General features: G+C 65.3%; 16 protein-coding genes. 9 read left to right on the top strand and 7 right to left on the bottom strand.

Annotated elements, in window-relative coordinates:
- Window positions 1–239: 239 nt before the first annotated feature.
- From AC0IY0_RS25340 to AC0IY0_RS25355, 4 genes are all read left to right on the top strand, one after another.
- Window positions 240–518, top strand: a complete 279-nt coding sequence (locus AC0IY0_RS25340) for a hypothetical protein (RefSeq protein ID WP_471766034.1) — start codon at window positions 240–242, stop codon at window positions 516–518.
- 227 nt (window positions 519–745) lie between these two features.
- Window positions 746–955 (top strand): hypothetical protein, encoded by a 210-nt coding sequence (locus AC0IY0_RS25345; protein ID WP_471766036.1) that lies wholly within the window; start codon window positions 746–748, stop codon window positions 953–955.
- 3 nt (window positions 956–958) lie between these two features.
- Entirely contained in the window at window positions 959–1,600 is a 642-nt protein-coding gene (locus tag AC0IY0_RS25350; protein WP_471766038.1) for a hypothetical protein, read from the top strand.
- A gap of 485 nt (window positions 1,601–2,085) precedes the next feature.
- A complete protein-coding gene (locus AC0IY0_RS25355) occupies window positions 2,086–3,018 on the top strand; it encodes a restriction endonuclease (RefSeq protein ID WP_471766040.1) in 933 nt (310 codons plus the stop codon).
- 119 nt (window positions 3,019–3,137) lie between these two features.
- Here AC0IY0_RS25355 and AC0IY0_RS25360 read toward each other — a convergent pair whose 3' ends face one another.
- The 5 genes from AC0IY0_RS25360 to AC0IY0_RS25380 are packed head-to-tail and all read right to left on the bottom strand — an operon-like array spanning window position 3,138 to window position 15,221.
- Complete coding sequence (locus AC0IY0_RS25360; RefSeq protein WP_471766042.1) at window positions 3,138–3,767, bottom strand: hypothetical protein; 630 nt, start codon at window positions 3,765–3,767, stop codon at window positions 3,138–3,140.
- Window positions 3,754–4,638 carry a hypothetical protein gene (locus AC0IY0_RS25365; protein ID WP_471766043.1) on the bottom strand — a complete coding sequence of 295 codons (885 nt, stop codon included), beginning with the start codon at window positions 4,636–4,638 and terminating at the stop codon, window positions 3,754–3,756. Before AC0IY0_RS25365 ends, AC0IY0_RS25360 begins: the two co-directional genes overlap by 14 nt.
- Window positions 4,639–4,697: 59 nt before the next feature.
- A complete protein-coding gene (locus tag AC0IY0_RS25370; RefSeq protein WP_471766045.1) occupies window positions 4,698–10,580 on the bottom strand; it encodes a DEAD/DEAH box helicase in 5,883 nt (1,960 codons plus the stop codon).
- Window positions 10,573–12,702, bottom strand: a complete 2,130-nt coding sequence (locus tag AC0IY0_RS25375) for a hypothetical protein (RefSeq protein WP_471766047.1) — start codon at window positions 12,700–12,702, stop codon at window positions 10,573–10,575. Before AC0IY0_RS25375 ends, AC0IY0_RS25370 begins: the two co-directional genes overlap by 8 nt.
- A 5-nt stretch (window positions 12,703–12,707) precedes the next feature.
- Window positions 12,708–15,221, bottom strand: coding sequence for a hypothetical protein (locus AC0IY0_RS25380; RefSeq protein ID WP_471766049.1), 2,514 nt, complete (start codon window positions 15,219–15,221; stop codon window positions 12,708–12,710).
- A 237-nt stretch (window positions 15,222–15,458) separates the two neighbouring features.
- On the opposite strand from AC0IY0_RS25380, the gene AC0IY0_RS25385 reads away from it, so the two are divergent.
- The 5 genes from AC0IY0_RS25385 to AC0IY0_RS25405 all read left to right on the top strand — a co-directional run bounded on the left by AC0IY0_RS25385 (window position 15,459) and on the right by AC0IY0_RS25405 (window position 20,054).
- Window positions 15,459–16,409 carry a DNA cytosine methyltransferase gene (locus AC0IY0_RS25385; RefSeq protein WP_471766051.1) on the top strand — a complete coding sequence of 317 codons (951 nt, stop codon included), beginning with the start codon at window positions 15,459–15,461 and terminating at the stop codon, window positions 16,407–16,409.
- A complete protein-coding gene (locus AC0IY0_RS25390; RefSeq protein ID WP_471766052.1) occupies window positions 16,406–16,825 on the top strand; it encodes a very short patch repair endonuclease in 420 nt (139 codons plus the stop codon). Before AC0IY0_RS25385 ends, AC0IY0_RS25390 begins: the two co-directional genes overlap by 4 nt.
- A gap of 71 nt (window positions 16,826–16,896) precedes the next feature.
- Entirely contained in the window at window positions 16,897–17,760 is an 864-nt protein-coding gene (locus AC0IY0_RS25395) for a protein NO VEIN domain-containing protein (RefSeq protein WP_471766054.1), read from the top strand.
- A 596-nt stretch (window positions 17,761–18,356) separates the two neighbouring features.
- The gene (locus tag AC0IY0_RS25400) at window positions 18,357–18,950 is read left to right on the top strand and encodes a hypothetical protein (protein ID WP_471766056.1); all 594 of its coding nucleotides are present in this window, start codon (window positions 18,357–18,359) and stop codon (window positions 18,948–18,950) included.
- A 126-nt stretch (window positions 18,951–19,076) separates the two neighbouring features.
- Window positions 19,077–20,054, top strand: coding sequence for an ADP-ribosylglycohydrolase family protein (locus tag AC0IY0_RS25405; RefSeq protein WP_471766058.1), 978 nt, complete (start codon window positions 19,077–19,079; stop codon window positions 20,052–20,054).
- 493 nt (window positions 20,055–20,547) lie between these two features.
- Here AC0IY0_RS25405 and AC0IY0_RS25410 read toward each other — a convergent pair whose 3' ends face one another.
- Window positions 20,548–21,558, bottom strand: a complete 1,011-nt coding sequence (locus AC0IY0_RS25410) for a transporter family protein (protein WP_471766060.1) — start codon at window positions 21,556–21,558, stop codon at window positions 20,548–20,550.
- Window positions 21,559–21,955: 397 nt separating this feature from the next.
- Complete coding sequence (locus AC0IY0_RS25415; RefSeq protein WP_471766062.1) at window positions 21,956–22,795, bottom strand: Pnap_2097 family protein; 840 nt, start codon at window positions 22,793–22,795, stop codon at window positions 21,956–21,958.
- Window positions 22,796–22,831 lie beyond the last annotated feature (36 nt).

A 22,831-nucleotide genomic window follows, 5' to 3' on the forward strand; every position in this document is an offset into this window, starting at 1 on the left:
GGCCCCGACCCCACCAGCGGCCGCCGAGGCTTCATCAGACCTTGCCTCGGCCCGGTCCCGCCGCTGGACCACCCGACCACGCCCCGGGTCCGCGACGGCGCCCGGCCAGCCGACGCCCGCATCACGGACGAGCGCCTCACAGACGTCCCGCGGCCGCCGGGTACGCGCAAGGTCGACTGCCACCAATTCCAGCATCACCGCCCGCCCGATTGGAGACACGGCAGCGGAGGGCCGCTGACATGCCCCGTCCATCCGGCCTCCCCGCCGCGGCAGCGTCCTCATCCCCGACCATCATCTGGGACGACCCCGACGACGCATCCGTGCCGCACGTCACCCACGACCCCGCGACTGGCCGTGTCTACCCCGGCCCCACGAGCCCCGAGCCGGACTTCGTCGCCCTCGCTGGGCAGCTCATCGACGCCTGCGCAGAGGCCACCGACGGCTGCTTCCCGCTCGAGCCGGACGGGGTCTGTGCGCACGGCCACCCCACGTGGCTGCGCCGCCTCGGCGTCGTCTGAGGGCGCTCCCGTGCCGGCCACCAGGCCAGCACGGGAGCGCCCTACTTTCGTCTCGCTCGGCAGCACAGCCCGAGATCTCGCCATAACCGCCAGCAATGTTTGACGCTGCAATCCCAATAACGATCGCTGGTGGGACTCGGTAAGACGCCAATATAACCTTTGCGCCAGGCTGACTATATAGCTCTGCGCCTCACCCCTCCCATCTGGAGGCGTTTAAAGGCTAGCCCATGCCAGACATCACGGTTCATCCCACCTGCTTCGTCCCCCTCGACGATGCACCGCAGAAGACGCTCGCGGCAGCCCTCACGGCGTTCGCTTCGTCGCCGGACGACGTGCGGGTCGCAGCCGGCTGCTGCCTCGACGCCATCGCGGCCGCCTTCGTGCACTGCATCCGCGGGCGCCTACCGGTGGACGACCAGTTCGAGCGCGCGTTCTAGGATATGAACGCGTGCCTCGACGACTTCGGCCGCCCCGACGCGCTCGCCCGCGACCTCACCGACCTGCTCTACGCCCCTGTCGGCCTCGCCACCGCGCACCTCGACCTCGCGCTACCGCCGCGCATGCGCGAGGCGCTTTACTACGCGCTCGCCCGAAGCTTCCGCCAGGATGCCGACCTCCTGCCGTTCCAGGCGTGGACGCTCGCCCATGCGCTTTATGAAGCCGTGCAGGCCAGCTCCGCAGCCATCGCAACGGCCTGCCTCACCGACCTTCGCGCCCTCGCCCTCGCGCCGCCCCGTGACGGCGAGGAACTCCGTTACCGCCACGAACCCGACCAAAGCTTCATGAATCTCAGCGGTGAGGAGGAGGAGGACGACGACGCGCCGTTCCCCCACCCCATCGAGATCATCTCCGCCGACGACCCCGCGATCCCCCTCGATCGGGTCCTGCAGCCGACCGCCGCCGCGCGCGCCCGGCTGGCCCGGCTGGTCGCCCGCCAGCAGGCCCAGGGTCGGCCGGGAGCCTCCGACGATGCCGCGACGGGGCTGCTCGCCGCGTGCATCGCCACCGCGCGCGCCTTCATCACCGGTGCCGAGGCTGGGAACGACAGGATCCGCCGGAAACGCATCAAGTGCCTGAACTAACCGCACCGCCACCCCGTGAGCCGGACCACACCTGGGCTTCATCGACAACGAGCTCGCCTGCCCTCACGATGGCCCAATCGTAATCGTAATCCATCACGCCCCTCACCTGACCAGCCTGCCGGATCCGCATGTCGATCTAGCCTGGTGCTACGCTTCGGACCTGACGGCCCTGATCCTGGACCGCGGACTGGATCTATGGGTCCACGGACACGTGCATCACATGGTCGACTACCAGGTTGGGCGGACGCGGGTGATCTGCAATCCGCGAGGCCACACGGACGAAGCGACGGGATTTCTGCCTAGCTTCGTTGTTGAGTGCGTTTGATCCTCAAGCGGCGTGCCGCAGGTTCACGACAATCCAACTTGTCGCGCAGGAGGTCGCCCTTGCGGAGCATCCCGGGCCCTCTGGGCATGGCTCAAGGGTCGCCCCAACGTGACTCCTCGTGGTGTACGGTCCATTCGCATGAGCCGCCTTGGAGCACGCAGTGTCTGACCTCCCGGTTTCTGTCCGCTACGTGAAGAACGGCGCTGGTGGCCGCTGGTGGTCCGACGCCAAGAGTCAGTCGCGTCTGCACGCCGGCTGGAGCCAAATTCCCGACGAGGCGCTGCAAGAGATCGATGTCGCGGCCATCGCGGTCATCCTCCGCGAGCAGTACGGCACGAAACCCGGTGCCACGCAGGATCTCAATGCGCTTCGAACGCTCCTCGAAGGACCAAGCCAGCACCTGTGGGTCACGTTCGAAGACGGTTTTATGTGGTGGGCCACCGTGCGCGACGGCATCACCGTCAGTCCGTCGAACGAAACGGCCCAACTTGGCCATTTCTGGCTTGATCTCGACCGACCCTGGGACAACCGCTCGCTGGCGGGCCGCTATCTCGCGATGTCGGAGCTACCCGGCATCGTCACGACGACGGCGGGGTTCAAGGGGACGGTGTGCGAGCCGAAGGGATGGCGCGAGATCCTTCGCTTGATCCGTGATGAGGAGGATGCAGACACGGTCGCCGCCATGTCAGCGCGGCTTGCCTACCAAGCGGCTGTCGGCAAGCTCGTCGCACGACTTCGGCCGAAGGATTTCGAAGTGCTCGTCGACCTGATTCTTTCGCGATCAGGATGGACGCGGATCGCGAGGATCGGAGGCGTAACGGAGGGCATTGACGTCGAGGTTGAGAACCCGGCCATAGATGAAGTCGCCTTCGTGCAGGTGAAGGGCGAGGCCGGGCAGGTCACCCTTGACGACTACGTCGCCAGGTTTCGGGCACGCCGCGAACGGTATCATCGCATGATCTTTGCGGTGCATACGCCAAAGGGGGCCCTCACGGCACCGGATGGCGATCCGATCCAGGTATGGGATAACGCGAAGGTCGCGGAACTTGTGGTTCGCCTCGGTCTTGGGGATTGGTTGGCTAAGCGCGTCTGAGCAGAACCTCGAACTTGGCTATTCATTACCGATAGATCAGCAAACTGCAAGAATAAGATCCAAAGGCGCGGGCGAACAATCTCGCTATAGCACATAATAATGATAAATATTCCAAATTCTTACTCACATCCAATGCCGAGAGTGGTTCCGAGCGTCTCTTTGAACTTCATTACTGCCTCCTTCACCGCAATCTCATCTACCAACTCTGCAACATCAAAACTTCGCCTCACAATCTTGAAGGGTGGCGCCGCGTGCTCCACTGGAATGCCATCCGCCTCTGGCCATTCACCCTGATGCCACACTCCATTGAGCCAGTTCCGCTCGCACGATGCCGTGCAAAGCCAACCATGCAGGTAGATCATCGACGACGTTGACGCGGCATCGGCAAAGTCCGCGGCATCGGGCTCGTCGCCCGTTTCTGGATCATCGAACCCGTTATCGGTCTCGACCACGATTTCAAGCATCCACTGACCCGCAGTGGGCCGGTGGCGGTCAGTGTCCGGTTGCAGATAAAGGAAGCTCGCCTGACGAAGAGGCAACAGGTCCCACGCCCATTTTCCGGTCGGATCTTTCAATCGCCCGCAAGGTCTATCCCGAGGATATGTCTCCCACACGTAGAATTCGTGCTCCTCGAACTCGCCCGCGATCAAGGCTACTATGTCGAGGATACGCCGCTGGTATGACCATACAAGGCGGTAGGCACGACGAACGTCAGCGAGAGCGGACTTCATCTCTTCAGAGGCCGGCATCGGATCTCCTAAAGTGCATCACGCTTGGCTTCGCCGAGATAGGCCTCCAAGGAGCAATCCTCTCGGGCCAGCCGGAGAGCGTTTTCGGGTGAAGCTCCACAACATCTTCGCGCAGACGTTCGTGCATGGGGCGGAGAACCTCCGCCGATCTTGCGAAGGAACCGACTCGATTTTTGTCTGAGGCGGCGAGGTCGCCGAGCGGCCTGACGCGCCGATAGCCATGTAGGGCGAGTGCACGACGAAGATCCTCGACGACTCTTCTCTCAGCCCCCTCGGGAACCTCCACCTTATGGAGGGCATGCATCAGATCGGACCAGTCGGCGGCCGCCGCGGTTATAGGTGCGCTAGCTCCGACCGATGCCTGTGTCGCAAAGGCAGAGACCATCTCCTGCGGCTTGCCTTTGAACGCGCCAAGCCCTCCGAGAGCGAGGAAGAAGCATTCGTCGGGTCCGTCGTCCCCGGCGAACTCCATCTCGTGGGCGATCCATTCCCGGCGCCACTGGCCGGCCTCTTGCCATCCGCCGAGCTTACACTCGACGATGAGGGTAACTTTGACCGGTGGATCGCCTACCGAGAGCCGCAAGATCACGTCCGGCTCGACATTCTGTTCGAGCGTTGGATTGGCCTTGGACCACCGCGGCCAGAACTCGATCTCGGCCAGTTCCACCACCTTGCGGTCAGGGAGAACGTCGGGACGGAAAGTCGCCCGAAGGATGGCCCAAAGCGTCGGGCCGTCGAGATAAGCCAGACGCTCGAAAACAGTCGCGGTCAGAAGATCCTCGGAGACCTTGTAGATCCTTCTCAACGAGTCTCCGCCCTTCAGTCCCTCCGGGACCGTGCGGCCCTTCCCGTCGAGAATGGCCCTCAGCATCCGCCCGACCCTTGCGAGGTGCCTAGGTGGCGTTCGACCGGCATCGGCTACATTCCCTGTTATGCATCGGCCATGGCAGGCACGTCGCCCGCCCGAGCCATTTCCAAGGCCTTCAGGGGCCGCCGCTCAAGGTCGAAGGTGTCGACGAACCGCATGGTGCCGTCCGGTCGCGACCCAACCAGGGCCGTCACATCCGCCGCGGAGCTGCGCCAGAGCGGATGGAGGACGATCATCTTCAGCGCGGACCTGCCGGTCGTCTGCACGATGGAAGCGAGGCCCATCGGCCCGACCAACTCCACCTTCAGGCTGCCCGGACGCATCGCAGCCACCGATGCCGCGAGTTCCCTGCTGCGCTCCAGCCAGCCACTCAGTTCAGGGTATGCGTCGAAGCGGCCGTCGAGCCCGCAGACATAATCCGGATCGACCATCGCTCGGAGGTAGGAGAGGGCTAGCCGCCAGTCCAAGAGGTTGTGGACGCGGCGGTTGCCGTACTGCTGGATGCAGCGGTAGCAGGCGGTCTTGCAATTGGAGTGGTGGTCCTCCGCCCGCAGTTGCGCCAGCGCCGAGCCTCGGTCCGTCTCCGACACGATCCGTTCGATCAAGCGGACGATCTCGGGCCTCTCTCCTTCACCAAGCCTGCGGCAGAGGCCGGACCCGTTGATCAGGGTATCGGCGATCTGAAGCATGGGACGGCCTTCACGCCGTCGCGGTTCAAGGGCCTCGAACTCGTCGGGGGCGACGTCGAGAAGAAGCGCGGCACGCTGCACGAGCATGTGGGTCGCGCTGATCGCGGCGGCCCGCACTGCGGTCGAGGATTGAGCCGGTCCTCCCTGCTTCGCAACCAGATCCAGACGGAGACGCGGATCGAACTGCGTGAGCTCGATATAGAGGGCGTCAGTCTCCTTCCGTGAGGCGAGGCCGAAAGGCCCCTCCTGCCCCACAGAGTTTTTCCAGCGTGACGGCTCAGGCGCCGTGGAGATATTCGGATCAACCGCCTGCATCTCAAGTGGGGTCGCCTTCGCGAATCGGAACTCGCGCTGAACCCACGTGTCCGTCAGGAGATCGACGCTGAAGCGCTGGGGCGTGCCGTCGTCGCCTTCCGACCCGTCATTGAGGTGAATGACGGTTACCCCGGCGCCGCTCCAAACCTTTATCGGGCCGCACTGGGCCTTCTCCCCCTCATGCAGGACCGTCGCCACGGTCCTGGTCGACATGGTGCCGACCTCGTCGATTTCCGTACCCTCGGGGCGGAAGTCGGTCCGGAACGCGGTTGGCGTCACGTACCGATTGAAGGCGTCAGGTGGGACCTGCTCGTTGCAGTCGTCGCACTCGATGCCCTCGTCCGGGTCGTGATGGCGGTAGGACGCCGACCCGCAGGACGGGCACTTCGCGACGTAAGCCTCCTCCGTAAACCAGTTACCCAGCGGCGCGCCCACGTCGATCAGGTTGCCTTGCTTCTCCGGCTCCGGGAGCGTTCCCGTGAAGCCGATGACACGGTGCTTCATCTTGTCCTTAGTAAGGACGGCGCCCGGCGCGTACTCGAAGACCGCGAGCTCGACGTCACGGTCCATCGTCGACCATTCGAAGTCCCTGTCCTGCAGCGGGCCGCGCCCAGTCTCCGGCGCCAGACCGGTGTAGAGCAGCCTCACGCGTGTAGGCATCCCATACATCGGGAGCTTCCCGCGCTCGGCCAGGAACTGGGCAAGGCCCGCGCGGCCCTGCGGCCGCTGGCCGGCGAGCTCCATGATCTCGGCGACCACGGCATCGGCCTGGGCGTCGTGGAGCAGCCGTTTCCGCTGACGGTCCCCGATGATCGCCGCCTCGACGAAGCGGACCATCTCCGGCCTGGTGTGGTTCAAAGCGGTTCGAAGCTTCTCCGGCCAGGCGGAACCGTCGGCGTAGAACTCGTCGGTGGGCACGAACTCGCCATGCACGTCGGGCGGGGTGAGGCGGTCGCCAGGATAATCCTCGCCCGAGGCCTGGCAGTTCGACCTGAGCCGGGCGAACGCCGCGCGCAGCCAGACCTTCCGCAACAGCCTCTGCGGGATCGGCAGGTGGTCCACCGCGAGGAACGGCGGCGGCGGCGGATCACCAGTGATCGCGCGCGGGTTCCGGAAGTAATACTCGTCGTGGCTCCGGCCCCTGCAGAAGGTCGTGACGAACGAGAATGCCTGGCCGCGCCGGCCGGCACGGCCCACCCGCTGCTGGTAGTTGAACCTCTGCGGCGGCATGTTCGCCTGCAGGACCGTCTGCAGGGATCCGATGTCGATTCCGACCTCCATGGTTGTCGTGACCGACAGGAGGTCGATGTTCGCGGCCAGACGCTGCAGGGGGGTCGGCGGCTTGCCCGAGGTTCCGACGAGGATGTCCTTGAAGCGGCGCAGCCGGTCGCCGAAATCGTCAGTCTGCCCCGTGAGCTCCTCGCACTTCAGGCCGAAACGGGCCACCTCGTCACCGCGTCCGCGGACGATGCGCTTGCCCAGGAAGTTGCTCTCCCAGAGGGTCTCCACGTTGCCGGATCGCTCGCCAGGGAGCGCCTGCCGGCAACGGGTGCAGTACCCGACACCGCGGTGCAGGTGGACCCGTTCGCAGGATACACAACGCCAGAAGGGGTCGCCCATCTTTGAGACGCGGATGTACAGCTTGCCCACGTTGACCACGCAGTTGTTGTGGCCAATTTTGTCCATCTTCTGGATGACTTCGTTGAAGCGGGCAGGCGCCTGGACTTGCCCGAAGACGTCCTCGGCAAATCGCTTCACCTTCTTTCGGTTTACCGTCGTGTAATCGGTCCACTGCCTGATGTTCTGTGGATTGAAATACTTGTTCTCTTGAACACGGTAGACCCCGGCGAACACGCGCAGCCAAGCGTCGAGCTCGTCGGTTTCCCGGCTGTTATCGTGCCTCACAGAAGGATAACCGAGACCCGTCTCCTCCATGGCAAAGAAGGTGTTCGAGAAGATCACGTCCTCGACGAGCTCAGACTGAGCCTCCAGGATAGCCGTGCCGACCCTTGCGCGCTCGACGGCGCTCAGGCTTGAAGCGTACCGAACCTTGCCGTTGTCCAACTCGAACGCGTCGTACCAAGGGCGGTCGCCTACGCCCTTTCGGCCGAGCTCGTCGAAGGGATGGATGCCGAGACGCACGTACTCGGATGCCACGTACGAGATCGGGCTCTCGGAACCTCCGTCGTCGTCCTTGAACTGGAGGAGACGGTCGATCTTCACCTTGCCCGTGGAAACGTCGACCACGCTCTTATCGGTCTTGGCCCATTCGGCCATGAGACCCATGAGCTTGTTCATGCCGTCGAGGCCCTGGCTCATCAGCTCGTTGGAGATTTTCAATCTCTCCGCTTCGGGGACCTGATTCGCCTCGGCTTCCCTCACCAGCTTTATGGCCGCCGTGACGAAAATCTCGCGGCGCAGGTCCCTGAGGTGCAGCCTCTCGATTTCCAGGCTCTGGTTAGCGGCGTCCTGCCGGCTGTCGGAGAAGATGATGCTCTTCGGCTGGGAGCCGATGGCGTGGAGCAGCTCGAACATCTCGGTGGCGACGAGCTGCGACGCCTTCGTGAAGCCGGTCCGGAACGCCCGGATCGGAGACTGCCTCATCGTCGGAGGCCTGGTCGCGTAGTCGGTCCCGCACCGCGGGCAACAGAAGGGCTGCGCGGACCTCTTCGACGGATCCTTCTTGGGATCGGGATGCTGGAAGTAGATGCGGCCGTGCAGGATCCCTTGCCGGTCATCATCCCCCTTGGTGGATACGACCCCGGTGCGGGTGTCGAGCGTCGCGCGGTCCCAACGGTCCCAGTTGTTCTCGGCGTTGAAAGGCTCGGTCTCGGACGGCCAAAAGACCGCAAACTGATCGAACGACATCCTATCGTAGAGTTCGGGGGCCCCGCGGTCCGGGGCGCTCTCCAGGTCTGCCGCCGAAGGAAGCAGCTCGAACTCCTCGGCTGTTTCCGCGGGCTCGCCCCGCTGGCCGCCGAGGAACAGGTCACCGCACGCCTCGCAATAGAGCATCTCGAAAAGACGGGCGCCCTTCTCAGAGCCGTTCCGCGCTTTGCCGTGGGAGACGCCCCGGACGATGGTCAGGTCGGAGAACTTGACCTTCTGACCGCCGTCGGCTGCAGGGGCGCCGAACAGGCCTTCCACGTTTCGAATGAACGTGTGGACCCGGAACGACGGCGTGCCCTTGGGCGCCTGGGCTTTCCATAGCATGCTGTCTGGAATGGCGCGGGCGAGGAGCAGCCCGCGCACGGCGTCGGGGTCCGGGGTTCCGAACACGGCCTCGCCGATTTCGGAAGTGGGCGTGGCACGGGAGGTGCCGGCGGACACGCAGGCAGCGGCGAGGGCCGAAGCAGCTCTTCCGGCGACCTTGCCGGCAAGCGCGTCCGCGTCGGCTTCGTGCACGCCCAACGCTGCCCCGACGTTTCGGAGCGCGTCGATACCCGCATCCGTCTTTGGGAAATCGGCGATCAGTTGGCCGGCCCCGCCGGCGGCGGCCAGCAGATCCTCGAAAGGCTTCCGGGGGAGCTTGGCATCGAGCGGGGGCGGCGTTTCCGGGTCGCCGGGGACCACGCAGCCCTTCCAGAACTCCGCATCGAGCGAACCCGCGTCCGTCTTGCTCACGAAGGTCCCGAACGGCGCGAACAGATCGCGCAGGTACCGTCGGCTCTGCTCCCCCCGCTCGTCCTCCATCGGGAGCGACGCGCTGGATGCCAGGATGCGGAGCTTGTGGCGGTGTTCCGGGCTGTCGAGCCCGAGGCGCGTCAGCAGGCTCTTGACCAGGAAGGACACCTCCGTGCCGGCCGAGCCGCGGACCAGGTGGAGCTCGTCGAAGACGAGGTAGAAATAGGCATTCGGGTCGCTGGCAATCCATTTGCGGGTCTGGTCGAAGATCGGGTCTTCGACCTCGCGGGCGAGCATCGCGCCCAGCATCGACGCATTGGTCACCAGGATGTCGGGCGGCGCGTCCTGCATGTCCCAGCGGGACACCATCTCGCCGCCGTCGAGCGCCGGGAAGATGAAGGATGTCTTCTCGGGCTTCGGCTTGCCTGCCTTCCGTGCCTCCTCGGCGGCCTGGCTGTCATGGTCGATGGCGGCCCTTTGGTCCTCATCGAACCGCCTCATCGCCTGCCGCAGCCGTCCCTGCCGCCTGCCACGCCGCTTCTTTTCAAACTCCTCAGCGTGGAGCCGCGGATGACGAAGGTGCCCAGTCACCGGCGTCTCGCCGGTGTAGTGGCCGAAAAAGATGCGGTTGCCGTCGAACCGCTCCTCCATGACCTCCCTGGCCTCGTTGGAATCCAGCGCCTTGCGAAGCCGCACCATCTGGTCAGCGACGAGTGCGTTCATCGGATAGAGGATGATGGCCCGGATCGCGGCTGGCCGGTTCTCGCCGGTGCGCTGACGCCTCCTGGCATCGAAGCGCCTGTCCGGGCGCCACCAGTGGTTTTCAAGGTAGCCAGCAGACGGGCGCGGCCAGTGGACGGCTTCATTGGACAGGCTGGCGAGGATCGGAAGCATGAAGCTTTCCGTCTTCCCGGAGCCGGTTCCGGAGGTGACGATGCTCGGCAGGCCGGGCCGGATGCCACGCTCCAGCATCTTCACCTGATGGGTGTAGGGCGCGTATTCGGACTTCCTCTTGACCGGGCCGGCGCTTGGCTGGCCGGAGAACAACCCACTCAAAGCCAGTTCGACGAAGGCGGCCTGGCCCTTCTGATCGAGCGGGTCGAGGATGTCGGAGCCGATCAGGTCTTCGAGCTTCGTCTTGCTTTCGCGGTAGCGCAGGACCGGCTCGACGAGGGGTTCGGTTGAGAGGACGTCGGTTTCCTCAAGCAGGCGCCGCCGCTCGGCTGCCGTGTCCTTGTCCGCGATGCGGAAGGCCGTCTCGATGTACGATACGAAGAAGTCGCGCATGCGGGTGAACCCGCCGATGGGATCAAGCATTTGTGGCCAAGCTCAAGCGGACAGGGGTTGCAGTCGCCGACGGCTGCCCGGGCGGTGCCGGGAAGAGGATGCCGGCCATCCGGCCGGTGAACTTTTGCCCACGCTCGTCACCGAGGGCGGCCCTAGCTGAGGCATGGATGCGGCTGAGCCTGAGCGCCGCCGTTACGGAAGGAGCCCCGTGCTCAGAGAGGAGCAGGGCATCCGCCGCGTGATTCTCGGCCGGCGGCCGGAGATCCAGCTCACTGGGCTTCGACGTCAGGGAGGACGTCAACCTGGGCAGGAATGGGACCACCTCCCGCTTCAACAGCCCCTCGGCGTCGATCGACACGCGATCCTTCGGCATCGCCTTCGCCTCCTCGGACTTTCCGTCGTCCAGCGAGACGATGATCATGAGTTCGCCGGGCACCTGCCCCCGACGTTTGGCTTCTGCGAGGGCCGGGAACCAAAACCGTGCCGCGGACCGGTCCGCACCGGACACATGTGCCACGAGCGGAAGTCCGGTATCCGCCACCCATGCCGCGGCCGCCCCGAACGCTGTCAGACCGGCCCCGCTCGGCCGAGACCAGAGGTCATCGAAGGTAACGAGGGTGGGGTCTGCGTGGAGGCTGGCTAACCTGCCGCCGGCAAGCAGCATGGCAGCCATATCGGCCACATCCGCTGCGGGTCCCGTGACGACAGGAACCTCCCTCGCGGCGGCGAGCACCGCGAATTCGGTCATCACTTCGACGCCTCGGTCCGAGAACACCCCGGCGTCACGGGCCACTTGCTCGATATCCTTGAGCTGTAGGCGGTCCACGTTCTCATGGACCTCGAAGACCGGATGGCCGACAGCCCACCGCGTCCGACGGATTAGACGCCGCTCCTCGGTCGTGAGATCCTCTATCCGACTGGCAAGCGCGCTTTCCGCCGCGCCCAGGTCCTCGACGGCTCTTGAGAGGCTGGACTGGCGGACTTCCAGGCCGGCGAGCTCTGCGGCGGCGGCTTCGACACGGCCCTGGTATTCCGCCACTTCAGCCTGCAGGCGGGCCTTCGCCGCCTCGGCGGCCTCTTCAGCCGTCCGCAAAGCTTCGGCCTTGGCGGCCTCAGCTCTTGCCTCGATTTCTGAAAGCGCCTCGTTCCGCTTGCGCGAAAGGTCTGCCAGCTCGCTCGCTTCCAGTTCCGCGACGGCGGCGCGAACCTGCTCTAGCCTGCTCGCGGTTTCGGCGTCCCACTCCGCCTTCACCTTGGACAAAGCTTCGGCTTCCAGCTTCGGGATCTCTGCGAGCGCCTTCTCGTCCACGAGCCTTCGCAGGGCTTCCTTCGTCTCCGGCTGGGAGGTGAGCGCAGTCAGGAAGCCACCCATGGCAGCAGTGTCTGACTTCAGCCGTTGGGTTATGGCGCCAGACCTCACCACCTCTTCCAACACGAGGACGTCGACACCGCCGGCCGCCGAGAGTTCTCCTGTTTCGCCCGCACGGGCGGCCAGGGCCTCAAGAGCAGCGGCGGCTTCCTGGCGAGCGCCGGCTGCCAAGGCGCCCGACACGGCACGTAGGTAATCCGCGTCGGACAACCAGTTCAGGGAACGGCCTGTCTGGCCCGAGCTCTCGATGTCGTAGAGGGTGAGCGGCTCGCCATCGACATCCAAGGGAAGGACCGCTTCGGCGTCAAACGCTCGAACCGGCAGGCGCGCGAGGTCTTTCCCCTCGGCACGCCACCTGCCGTCAGCCTGCTGGTTCAGGGCGACACGCACCACGTCGGTGGCGCTAATCTTGACGGCCCAATCCCCGGCCGAAGCGCCTTCGAGCCCAATCTCCACAAGGGCGCGGCGGCGGCTCTCAGGCGTCTCGCCGTCTGGAAGGTCCAGAAATCGCGAGACCCGCCTTGCGGCCAACGCCTTCATCTTCGTGGGTGCGCGGTGCCTGTTGTTGGTGCCCGCAGAGAAGACGAACCAGTCCCCGTCCTTCATCTGGGAGGCCAGGACGCCTTGGAGCTCGACCGCTCCCTCTGGCGGAAACAGCGCGCGCCCGTCCGCGACCTGCTTCCAAGTGCCGTCCTCCTGCCGTTCGGCAAACGGCGTGATCGTCCCGATAGCGTTCTGGCCCCGGGTCCCCCGTCCGGCCAGAAGATCCTTGCCCTTCGGCATCAGGACTATTTCCCCCCCAAAACCGCGTGCCCGGGATTGAATGCGGCAAGCTGACCGCCGCTCCAGGCCAAACGAATCCTACCGTTCGCATGACGCGAGGATGATACCGCGTCGGTCCCAGTCTTCCGATGGGTTGCCGGCAAACCATCGATCAGGGAGGGCAGAAGCTTGCCGAGCCATGACAGGTCGTCATCATCGACAAAATAGGTTCTGGCATCCTCGAATACGCCCGCATTGCAAGTATTCTTGAGCCTCAGCGTTTCCGCCAGGGCATCCGGCAGGTGGGCCTCGCGGGAAAGGCCGATCATCAGACCGTCCCTCGCTGCGAACAGGTGGGTGCCTGCGAGGCCGTGCGCGAGCACGACGGCAGCTGCGCGCGAGAGGAGTCGGGTCGTCTCGCCGGTCTCGTTGTTCGACACCACGTAGATATCGTGATCGCGGGCCCCGGGCTGTGACCATCGGGTCAGGGAGATGCTGCCCTTTCCCTCCTGGCCGTCGGTGACGAATCGCCTGGATTGCCAGTCCCACCTCGATGCTGGCTCTCGGCCGATGAGGAGCAGGGGGGTGGGTTTCACGGCAAGGCGACCGCCGGGACGTGCCGCGTTCGGCAACATGGGCCATCCCAGCCTAGCTCCGACCAGGTCGGCCCCGTCGGCTGCACACCCGACAACGGCCGGTGCTAGCGGCATCCGGCTGTTGCGCCTGAAAGCCCTCACGCCCGCGTGGGCGCACGCTTCCTTGAACTCGGTGATGAGCCGGGTGCCGACCGCTCCCTCTACCACCGCCACGTCGCCTGCCATGCGGAGCGACGGCGGACGAAGCGTCCAAACCCTGCCCCTCCATTGCGGACGGAGGCGCGACCGCACGAAGGATGCGTCGGCAAGCACCCGAAGGATCGCCCAGGGATCGACCGTCGGACCCAAACCGCTTTGGATGAGCGCGGTCAGCTCGGCTTCATCCCACCCGGAGCGACCGCCGGCGTATACTGCCTCCGCTAGGTCATCCAACCCGCTCGGCTCGCTGGACCACCCCGTGGCGATGCCCTTGGCCATGACAGGCGTGCCTTCGGGACCTGCCCAGTCCACGGCCGTCTCGAACTTGGCCGTCGCGCCTCTCGGCCCATCGTGGACGTAGGCCGCCGTCGCGAAGGTCAACCGCTTGCACCACGCGCGGCCCTCGGCCGGCTCAATGAACCAGGGACCTCCTACCGGACGCGTCGAGCGGAGCTGCATGGTGCCCTCCTCCGCTTCGACTACGGAGAGATCGCCCTCGGCCTCTCGGCCCGGCTTTGCGTTTCCGGTAGCGCTCCCCGATGCGATTTTTGGCAGGAATGACGGGAGGCCGAGCCAGCTTCCGCCGGTTCGAACCCCGTCGAAGACAGAAACCGGCGCCAATCGGACATCCTTATCTGCCCTGACGCCGGCCAGCGACGCCAGCTCGTCGGCCTTGCCCGGCGAGATCGGCTTGCAGGAGAAATACCATGTCCCTGAAGGGGCGAAGAGGCTCCGCGCGTCTCGAAGCCTTTTGTGCGCGTCCGGAGCGAAGGCGAGCCGAAGCGAGCCAGCGGCCGCCTCAAGCCCCGGTACGGAGCGCCACTGGCCGTACCCGGACTGTTCGAAGGCCAGCATCCCGTAGCGCAGGGTCGGCGCCATGATCGGCGCCTCCTTCTCCGCGACCCTTAGAGCATCCGAGAAGGTGGTCGGAGCTTGCGTCAGGGCGGTTCCGTCGACCCGGACCACCCTGAAGATTGGGGCGCGGTCCTCGTCGAAGGTGCAGACGACCTGCCCCTCAGCTGCCGCTTCGGCGTCCGTCGTCCAGGCTGCGCAGAAATTGACCAACCTCCAGAACGGATGCTCGGCGATGAAGCGGTCTCCGGCCAGCCGCGCCGTCGAGAATTCCTGGAAGCTTTCCCTCATTCCGTCGGACGCCCTGGGCGAGTTGGCCAGGTACGGCTGGAAGCGGTGAATAAATTCGAGGGGCCGGAAAACAATGCCCGGGTTGGACGTCAGGAACGTCCGGATCAGCGTCGCGTCCGACTTTGCCGGAAAAGCGAGCTTGCGGGTGAGCCCGATGTGGACCCAGTTTGGAGGGTAGGCGGGGAACACCAGGCTTCGGTAGGGAAGGCCGGCCGACCGGCGGGTTTCCAACCATTCCTGAAGGGCATGCCACTTGGCCGCGACGCCAGGCAGCATTCGGTAGCCGACGGTGACATTGAGGAAGCGGCGCAACTTGTCATGGAAGTCGCCCCCGAGCCTCATCTCGTCGTCGGGGCTGCTCGCGACGAGGAGCGTCAAACAGAGGTAGGCGAAGTACCCTGGGCCCTCGTCGGACGCGGCCCTAGCCGGAAACCAGTCATGCTCAAGAGCGTCACGGAGGTTGGCGCCGCAGACGTGATGCCTGAACGAGGCGAGTGCCCGGCCAGCTGCATCGTCGCCATCGAAGAAGGCAGCTTCTGCCAGCGTGGCCGCGGTAACCTCGAAGCTGGTGATGGGTGATGCATCGCCGCTCTCGTCGACCATGAGGAAGTGCCGCGTGAGCGCGCGTTCCCATCCCACAAAATCTGTGGGTGGAGCGCAGCTCCCCATCTTTTTCGTTTCCCCGCCCATACGGCCAAGGTAGCACCTTTTAGTTGTACCGCCAGACCTAAGCGAGCCCGCATCGATCCTTAGGTCTGCGGCAGTTTCATGCTTGGCCGTTGGTTATGATCCATGCACTCCTGGACGGTACCAGGGGATTCGGAGGCGGGGTTGGGGGCGATGCCTAAGGCGGTTTCACTGTTCACCGGGTGCGGAGGCAGCGACGCCGGACTTCACGCGTGCGGCTTCAATGTCGTCATGGCCAACGACGTGATGGGCTACGCGCGGGACGTCTACCTGGCCAACCTTCCGGAAACCGACTACGTCGTGGGCGACGTGAAGGGGATCGAATCCTTCCCCAAGGCTGACCTGCTCGCCGGATGCTATCCTTGCCAAGGCTTCAGTGTCGGCGGCGTGCGCGATCCTGACCGCGGCATCAACTACCTCTACCGTGAGTTCGACCGGGCGCTTCGTCAGATCAAGCCGAAGGCCTTCATCGTTGAGAACGTGTCCGGCATGCGGCGGGCCAACAACCAGCACCTCGCCGTCAACCAGCTCACCCGCTTCCGGATGGCTGGGTACAAGGTGTCCTGGGCGGTTCTCGACGCTCGGGAGTACGGGGTCGCCCAGGAGCGCTCCAGGATGTTCTTCGTCGGCATCCGGTCCGATCTCGGCATCGAGTATGAATTTCCCTTGCCGACCCACGCCTTGCCTGGTGATCTCGCCTCAAGCCTTCCCGGCTGTCCGACGATCAAGAACAGGATCGGGGCCATGCCCGAATGGCCGGAAGGCGAGTTCGACGCCCAGCCGTTCCATTGGTACTACCTGTCACGCGACCGCTGGCGTGGGTGGGATCAGGTAAGCAGGACCATCGTTGCCAACAGCCGGCATACGCCATTGCATCCGATCAGCCCGAAGCTTGAACGGCTGGGGCCTGACGAGTGGCGGTTCGTGAGCGACGCGCCTGCCCGCCGGCTTTCCTACCGTGAGGCAGCAGCCTTGCAGGGGTTCGATGCCGAAATGACCTTCCCCGATACGGGCGGCACCCGGCTGCGTTACCGGGTAATCGGCAACGCGGTGCCCCCGCCACTCTTCCAGGCCGTGGCATCGGCGATTCCTGACATCTGGTGAGCGCCCATAAGAGCTGGGAAGGCGTACCGAAAGCTGTACGCACCTCCATGCGGGCAAATAGGTCGAAGGACACGCGTCCGGAGATGGCCGTCCGCTCTCTCCTGTGGCGGGCCGGCTATCGCTACAGGCTTCATCATCGCGACCTGCCCGGCAAGCCGGACATCGTGTTCCCGGGGCGCCGGAAGGTGATCTTCGTCCATGGCTGTTTCTGGCACCAGCACGAGGGCTGCCGTCGCGCGAGCGTGCCGAAGAGCCGCCAGGAATACTGGCTGCCGAAGCTTGCCCGAAACTGCGCCCGGGATGCCGCCGCGCGGGATGCCCTCGCGGCCGCAGGATGGGACAGTCTCGTCGTTTGGGAGTGTGACATCAGACGGCCAGACGAGCTTCTCCTGCTTCTGAAGCAGTTCCTGTCGTGACTGCCCTAACCGCTTGACCCTACCCCGATGTTGCCGGACCATCTGGTCTCGCTATTCGTCGTCAGGTGCACATGGTCGGCCCGGAACAAGAGAGCTTCGGAAACGGAAGGCCACGCCTCCCCTGGTCGGTCGAGGAAGTCGCGCTGGTCGTGGCGGACTACTTCTCCATGTTCGAAGAGCACCTCACGACGGGCCATACCGACAAAGCCGCTCACAGGTCCGCGTTATCAACGCAGGTCGCTCGGTCGGACAAATCAATCGAGTTCAAGCATTGCAACATATCGGCGGTACTTTCCGAGCTTGGACTTCCATGGCTTCCGGGTTACGCGCCGCTACATCATTACCAGCGTATCCTGATTGAGGAGGTCGAGGCTCAGTTCGACAGGATTTCCGTGTTGTCCAATTCGACGACGGCGCCGGCGCGCGTCGCTCCAAACACGTCATTGGACAAGATCTTTGCTAATCGCCCCGAGCTCACGATGGGGGCTGCAGGTGGTAGGCCGCTCGAACGTCTCGTCCGCAAGTTCAATCCGGCCGTGCGGGACGAACGCAATCGTGCGCTGGGCCTGGCAGGCGAGGAGTTCGTGATCGAGGTCGAGAAGCGTCGTCTCTACGAAGCAGGACGCCGCAACCTGAAGGACGACGTCGTTTGGATCTCACGCGACGAGGGAGATGGCGCCGGTTACGACATCCGCTCAATCGACCCGAAAACGGGCACGGAGCTCTTCATCGAGGTGAAGACGACCCGGGGGGCGAAGACGACGCCGTTCTTTCTGACGAGGAACGAGGAGGCAGTATCCAGGGAGCGACCGAAAGAGTGGCGGCTGTACCGTGTGTTCGAGTTCGCGGCGGCGCCGCGGATCTTCGTGCTGCCTCCACCGCTGGATGGGGCGGTCAACCTGACCCCGGCCATTTGGTCGGCGTCGTTTCGCTGATGATGGGGTGAATTCAGGCCGCCGCAACGAGTCGTTAACTATGCTGGCGAAGAGCTGTGTGCCCCGGCTTGGGACGGGTTGCGGCGACCAACCTTCACGTTCGCTTAAGACCTCATGTTCGCGCAGAGCAAATGCACGGCGCTCCGGGCGGGGATCCCCGCACCGGCCCACGCCGATTCCTCCTCCCGCGGATAGCCGCGCGTCCCTGCACGCGTGACCGGGAGGCCTTTGAAGGTTCGCTCCCGATGATGTCCCTCCTTCGGAAACCGGCTGCCACCTAGGCCAGGCTCCTCGCCGGCCGCCCCCGTCCTGGGCGCCCATGCGTCCACCCGACATCCTCCCGGGATGACCCGCCGCTATCGACTGCGGCCGGCTTCCCTACGCGGGGCCGCAATCGGCGACAAGGGCGGCCCGCTCGGGCAGTTCGTGGCGCTGTCCGTCACCGACCTGCCACCGGCGAGTGCAGATACGGTCCTCGGGAGGACAGACGACTCCACAACCGCACCGCCTGTGACACTCTGCAGCCGCAAGTTCTGGGGGCCTCCTTTGAATCTTCCGGACCGGCGCAGCAGGCGCGCCGGCACCCGGAGAGCCCGATGCGCCCAACCCTGCCCGAGACACCCCCCAAGACGGGACCCGAGACCCAGACCCCCCGCCTTTTCGCGCGGATGCGGGCCCGCTACAGGGCCAACGCCGCCGCGCCCGACGGTGCTCGCACCCGCCGCGCCGCGGCGATCGGCGGGTTGGCTGCCCTCGTCCTGCTCGGTGGCTACCGCCTGAGGCACCGCACCGACGGCGGTCCCGCGTCGGCCCCCGCCGCCGCCGAACCAGGCGTCGTTCCGGGCCAGCTGCCGGCCTGCGACTCCGCCCTGGCTCAGCGGCTGCTGCGCCAGGCGGTCGAAGATCAAGCCACCGCGTTCACCGGGCCGATCCGCGTCCAGACGATCACCGAGATGACCGACCACGCAGAGACCGTCCGCCGGAGCATCGACGCACTGCGCCCGGCTCAAGGCACGCCCCCGGAGCAGTTCGCTGCCACCGTGCGGGGGATGCGCGAGAACGCGGAGGCCGTGCGCTCCTGCTCGGCGCGGCTCTACACCTCCCGCGGCGTGCGCCTGTACGGCTACGGGCTGAGCTGGACGTCCCCCGCCCGGGACCAGGTGTACCTCGAGGCCGTGGCCGTGGACTAGGCGCGCCCCTTCGTCAGCGCCCCCCGCGCCCGGCCGCATGGTCGATCGCACACCCTTCTCTTCAACCCGGGAGACCGCCCCCTGTCCCACGCCGTCTCACCTCCCCCCGCCACGCTCTCCTCCGCCATGTCGGACCTCGTGCTGGACCGCGCCCGCGGGGCGCTGCTCGGCCTCGCCGTGGGCGACGCGCTCGGCACTACGCTCGAGTTCACCCGCCGCGACGCCCACTCCCGCCACACCGAGATGACCGGGGGCGGGCCGTTCGGCCTCGCCCCGGGGCAGTGGACGGACGACACGAGCATGGCGCTGGCGCTGGCCGAGAGCCTCGTCGCCCACCCGGCCCTCGACCCGCGCGACCTGATGGACCGGTTCGTCGCCTGGTACCGACGGGGCGAGTACTCGTGCACAAGGACCTGCTTCGACATCGGCATCGCGACGCGGGCAGCACTGGCGCGCTACGAGCGCACGGGCGAGCCCTTCGCCGGCTCGACCGCCCCGGACACGGCGGGCAACGGTTCGCTGATGCGCCTGGCCCCCGTGGCCCTTGTCACGCTCGCCGACCCGAGAGCAGCCGCGCGCATCGCGGGGGACCAGAGCCGCACGACGCACGGCGCGCCCCAGGCGGTCGAGGCCTGCGCCTACCTCGTGCAGTTGCTGCGCGGGGCGATCCGGGGCGAGACGAACGTGCTGCGCCCGCGCCCCTGGATCGGGATGGACACCGATGGCCTGCGCCCCCGGCACTTCCTCAGCGGAGCGGACGACGCGCTGATGCCAGTGGCGCGCGTGGGCGACGCGGCGATCGACGCGCTCGCCCGGGGCGCGTGGCAAGGCAAGACGCGCGACGGGATCTTCTCCACGGGCTACGTGGTCCACACGCTGGAGGCGGCACTCTGGGCGGTGGGCACGACCGCGACGTTCGAGGACGCGCTCGTGCTGGCGGTCAACCTAGCCGACGACGCCGACACGGTCGGTGCCGTCACCGGTCAGCTCGCCGGGGCGCTGTACGGGGCCTCGGCCATCCCGGCCCGCTGGCTCGCGCCGCTGGCCTGGCGCGAGCGGATCGTCGCGCTGGCCGACCGGCTCCTCGTAGGCGAAGGACTGTAGCCCGCTCGCGGTCGCGGGATCTGCAGACGGGTGGCGAAGGGTTCTGCGGGCGTTGGTACGGTCGCGGTGCGACCGCTCTCATCCGCGCAACCCCATCAGGCCGGGGGCCGCGTCGCGCCCGATCTCGGGCTCGCCGCTGAGAAGCGGACATGCTGGTTTGCGCCCATCGCCGTCGCTGAGTCGCACTGCGCAACAGGCCGATAGCGGACACTGCAGTGGCATGGAGTTCAAAGAATTTAGATATCTGGCACAAACTGATCTAGATCATATTACCATCTGATCGAATGTATTAGCTTTCGCACATGTCCATTAAATTACGCGAATTTGGGAAATGAAGACTTAGGAAGCTACAGCGAAAGCGGGGCCGAGCAGGTTTAGCTGTTGAGACCGGGCCGCTCGGCCCCTATCGAAGCGATGAACCTGGGAAGGATTTGCGCTTCGATCCTTGCTGCGCTGCGAGCCCATACGGTTCGCAGCGCGTGAGCGTTTCCGCTTAGCCCTTACGCATCAGCGGCGTCACGACCGGGCTTGCAGCCGGCGGCGTGTAAAGCGGAATGATGAACCGCACCCAGCCGTCGGTTGAGTAGTTGTCGCGCGTGCGGCCCAAGGCGTTGGTGTACTGCGCACCGGTGACTACATCGCGTGCGACGTAGGCCTGCACGGTGAAGGCCTTGAAATCATAGCCGACGAGACCGCCGATGGCGAAGCGTCCGCGGTTGTTGTACGCCGCGCTGTACTGGCTGATGTCGAAGTTGTAGGTCCCATAAGCGACCGGACCGATCTCGAAGTTGCCGAACTTCTTCGTCGCGCTCAGGTCGATGTTGAGCGCGTCCGACAGGCGCAGCGGCCCAATCGCCGAGCCGACGAGACCTCCGAAGCGACCGGGCGAGTCGTAAATGTTGGCGGTTAGGTTGGCGGTAATGTCCCAGCCTTCACCGGTGTAGCTGCCAGCAACGCCGAAGCGGTAGGTGTTCGAAGAAAATTGCGCCAGCACCGGTGTGCCAACCGGGCTCAAACCACCCGGAACGCGAGGGTTCGGGGCGAACGCACCAGAGTACAGCGAGCCGCGGCCGGCATCGAGGTCGTTCAAGTGGACGCCACCGAGCAAGCTGACGCCGAAGTTGCCGCCGAGGTCGAACGCCCAGATGCCGGCGAGCAGTGTGCCGACGTTGATCGAGATGTCCTTGTTGCCCTGGCCGGCTGAGTTGCGCGTGAACGCAAACACGGTGGGCTGCGCCACGAGGGCCTCGATGCGACCGCCAAGCGGCGTGAATGGTGTCGACCACAGCAGAAACGGGACGTTGACTGCCGTGTCGGCCGAAAACGGCTGATCCGTGCGCCGGTAGGTGAAAGTATCAACGGCGTATATGCCTTCTGGCAGCGGTGCACCTGCCGCAAGGCCAACCTGCTCGCCGGGAACCGTGGTCGTTTGCGCGTAGGAAACAGTCGCACTTAACGCGACCGCCGCGAGTCCTGCGAGCGGAGCCGTGATCCTCTTCAGCATTGTGAATTTCCTTGTCGCAGGACGTTGGCCAAGCGCCCGCATCCGCCGAATAGGATCGGCGCGGCGTCGGCGGCTAGTGTTGGCGTACATTTAGGTCTTATTTGTATGGAGATGCAATCAATTTGCATGCATCGCATCTACAAGCTAATCGTGCCACGATTTAACTGGGAGTCTACTGTTAAATACGCTGCTGGGATGACGGGCTTTGGTGTGTTGCCACAAAATCACGTTCGCGGCGGCGAGGATGGCGGGAGCGGCAGCTCCCCCTCACGCCTCAGCCGGCGTTCATGGGAAGCGTTTGGCTGCAGAGCTCGAGCCGGATACGTGCGACATGCCACGCCGCCTACGGCAGCCGCTCAGTAAGCGAATGTATGGAGTGGGTGTTGAGTCCGTCCGCTTATTCGCCGCGGTGCGTCACGACCTCCGCGAGGAGCCTGCCATCGCTCGACGCGTGGAGCAGCGCACGATGCCGGCGGATCGTTCCCTCTTGTCTGATTAAGATCCGTACCGTGAGGTCGTCACCCGCTTCGATGTTGGCGTGAAAGACAGCCTGTCGTTCCACCGTAGCGTGGAAGCTTGGTCGCTTGCCTAGGAGACGCCACTCAGCCCGATCCACGGCTGCGATGAAGCTGCTGAAATACAATAGGCCGGCCCCGTTGAAGTCCAAGTGGGGACAGGGTTCCACGACCATGACTCCGACGTCACGCTCCTCGTCGGCAACATCATCACTTTGGAGCGTAGCTCCTTTGCCCTTCGCCCCTGGTGGTGGGTTGGCGTCGAAGGCGGAGAAGCGGTTCTGCCCGTCAATCCTCACACGGGTGATCGAGCGGTTCTGGCCTTCGGCTCGCCGCCTTACGAACACGGAGGTCATCTCCACGTCCGCGATAGTCCGATCCCGACACCGCGCGACGTGACGGCTGACGATCCGCGACCCTGAAAGGTTCGTAATTGACGAGCGCACGTCCAACGCGTCTTTCTCCCCGACGGAGATGAGGTCGCCGTCGCGCAAGGAGATGTTTCGGAACGCGGCGTAGATAGGCGGTTCGCCTGGGGGGCCGAAACCGGATTCCCCCCTGCCGAACGCCTCGGCGATCATAACCCAGTGTTGATGGCCCAGCTCCTTCCAGAGCCAGTTCTCCGATAGGCCATTCGCGCAGAGATGCGGCATTCCCAAGGTATGGCGCGCGGCGCTCGTGATAGGCGGTACGCCTTCAACGGCCCTGATGTGCAAATTCACTGAGTTTCTCTTGCACCAATGGGAGGAGTTGATTTG

Source organism: Methylobacterium sp. AC315 (assembly GCF_979253755.1).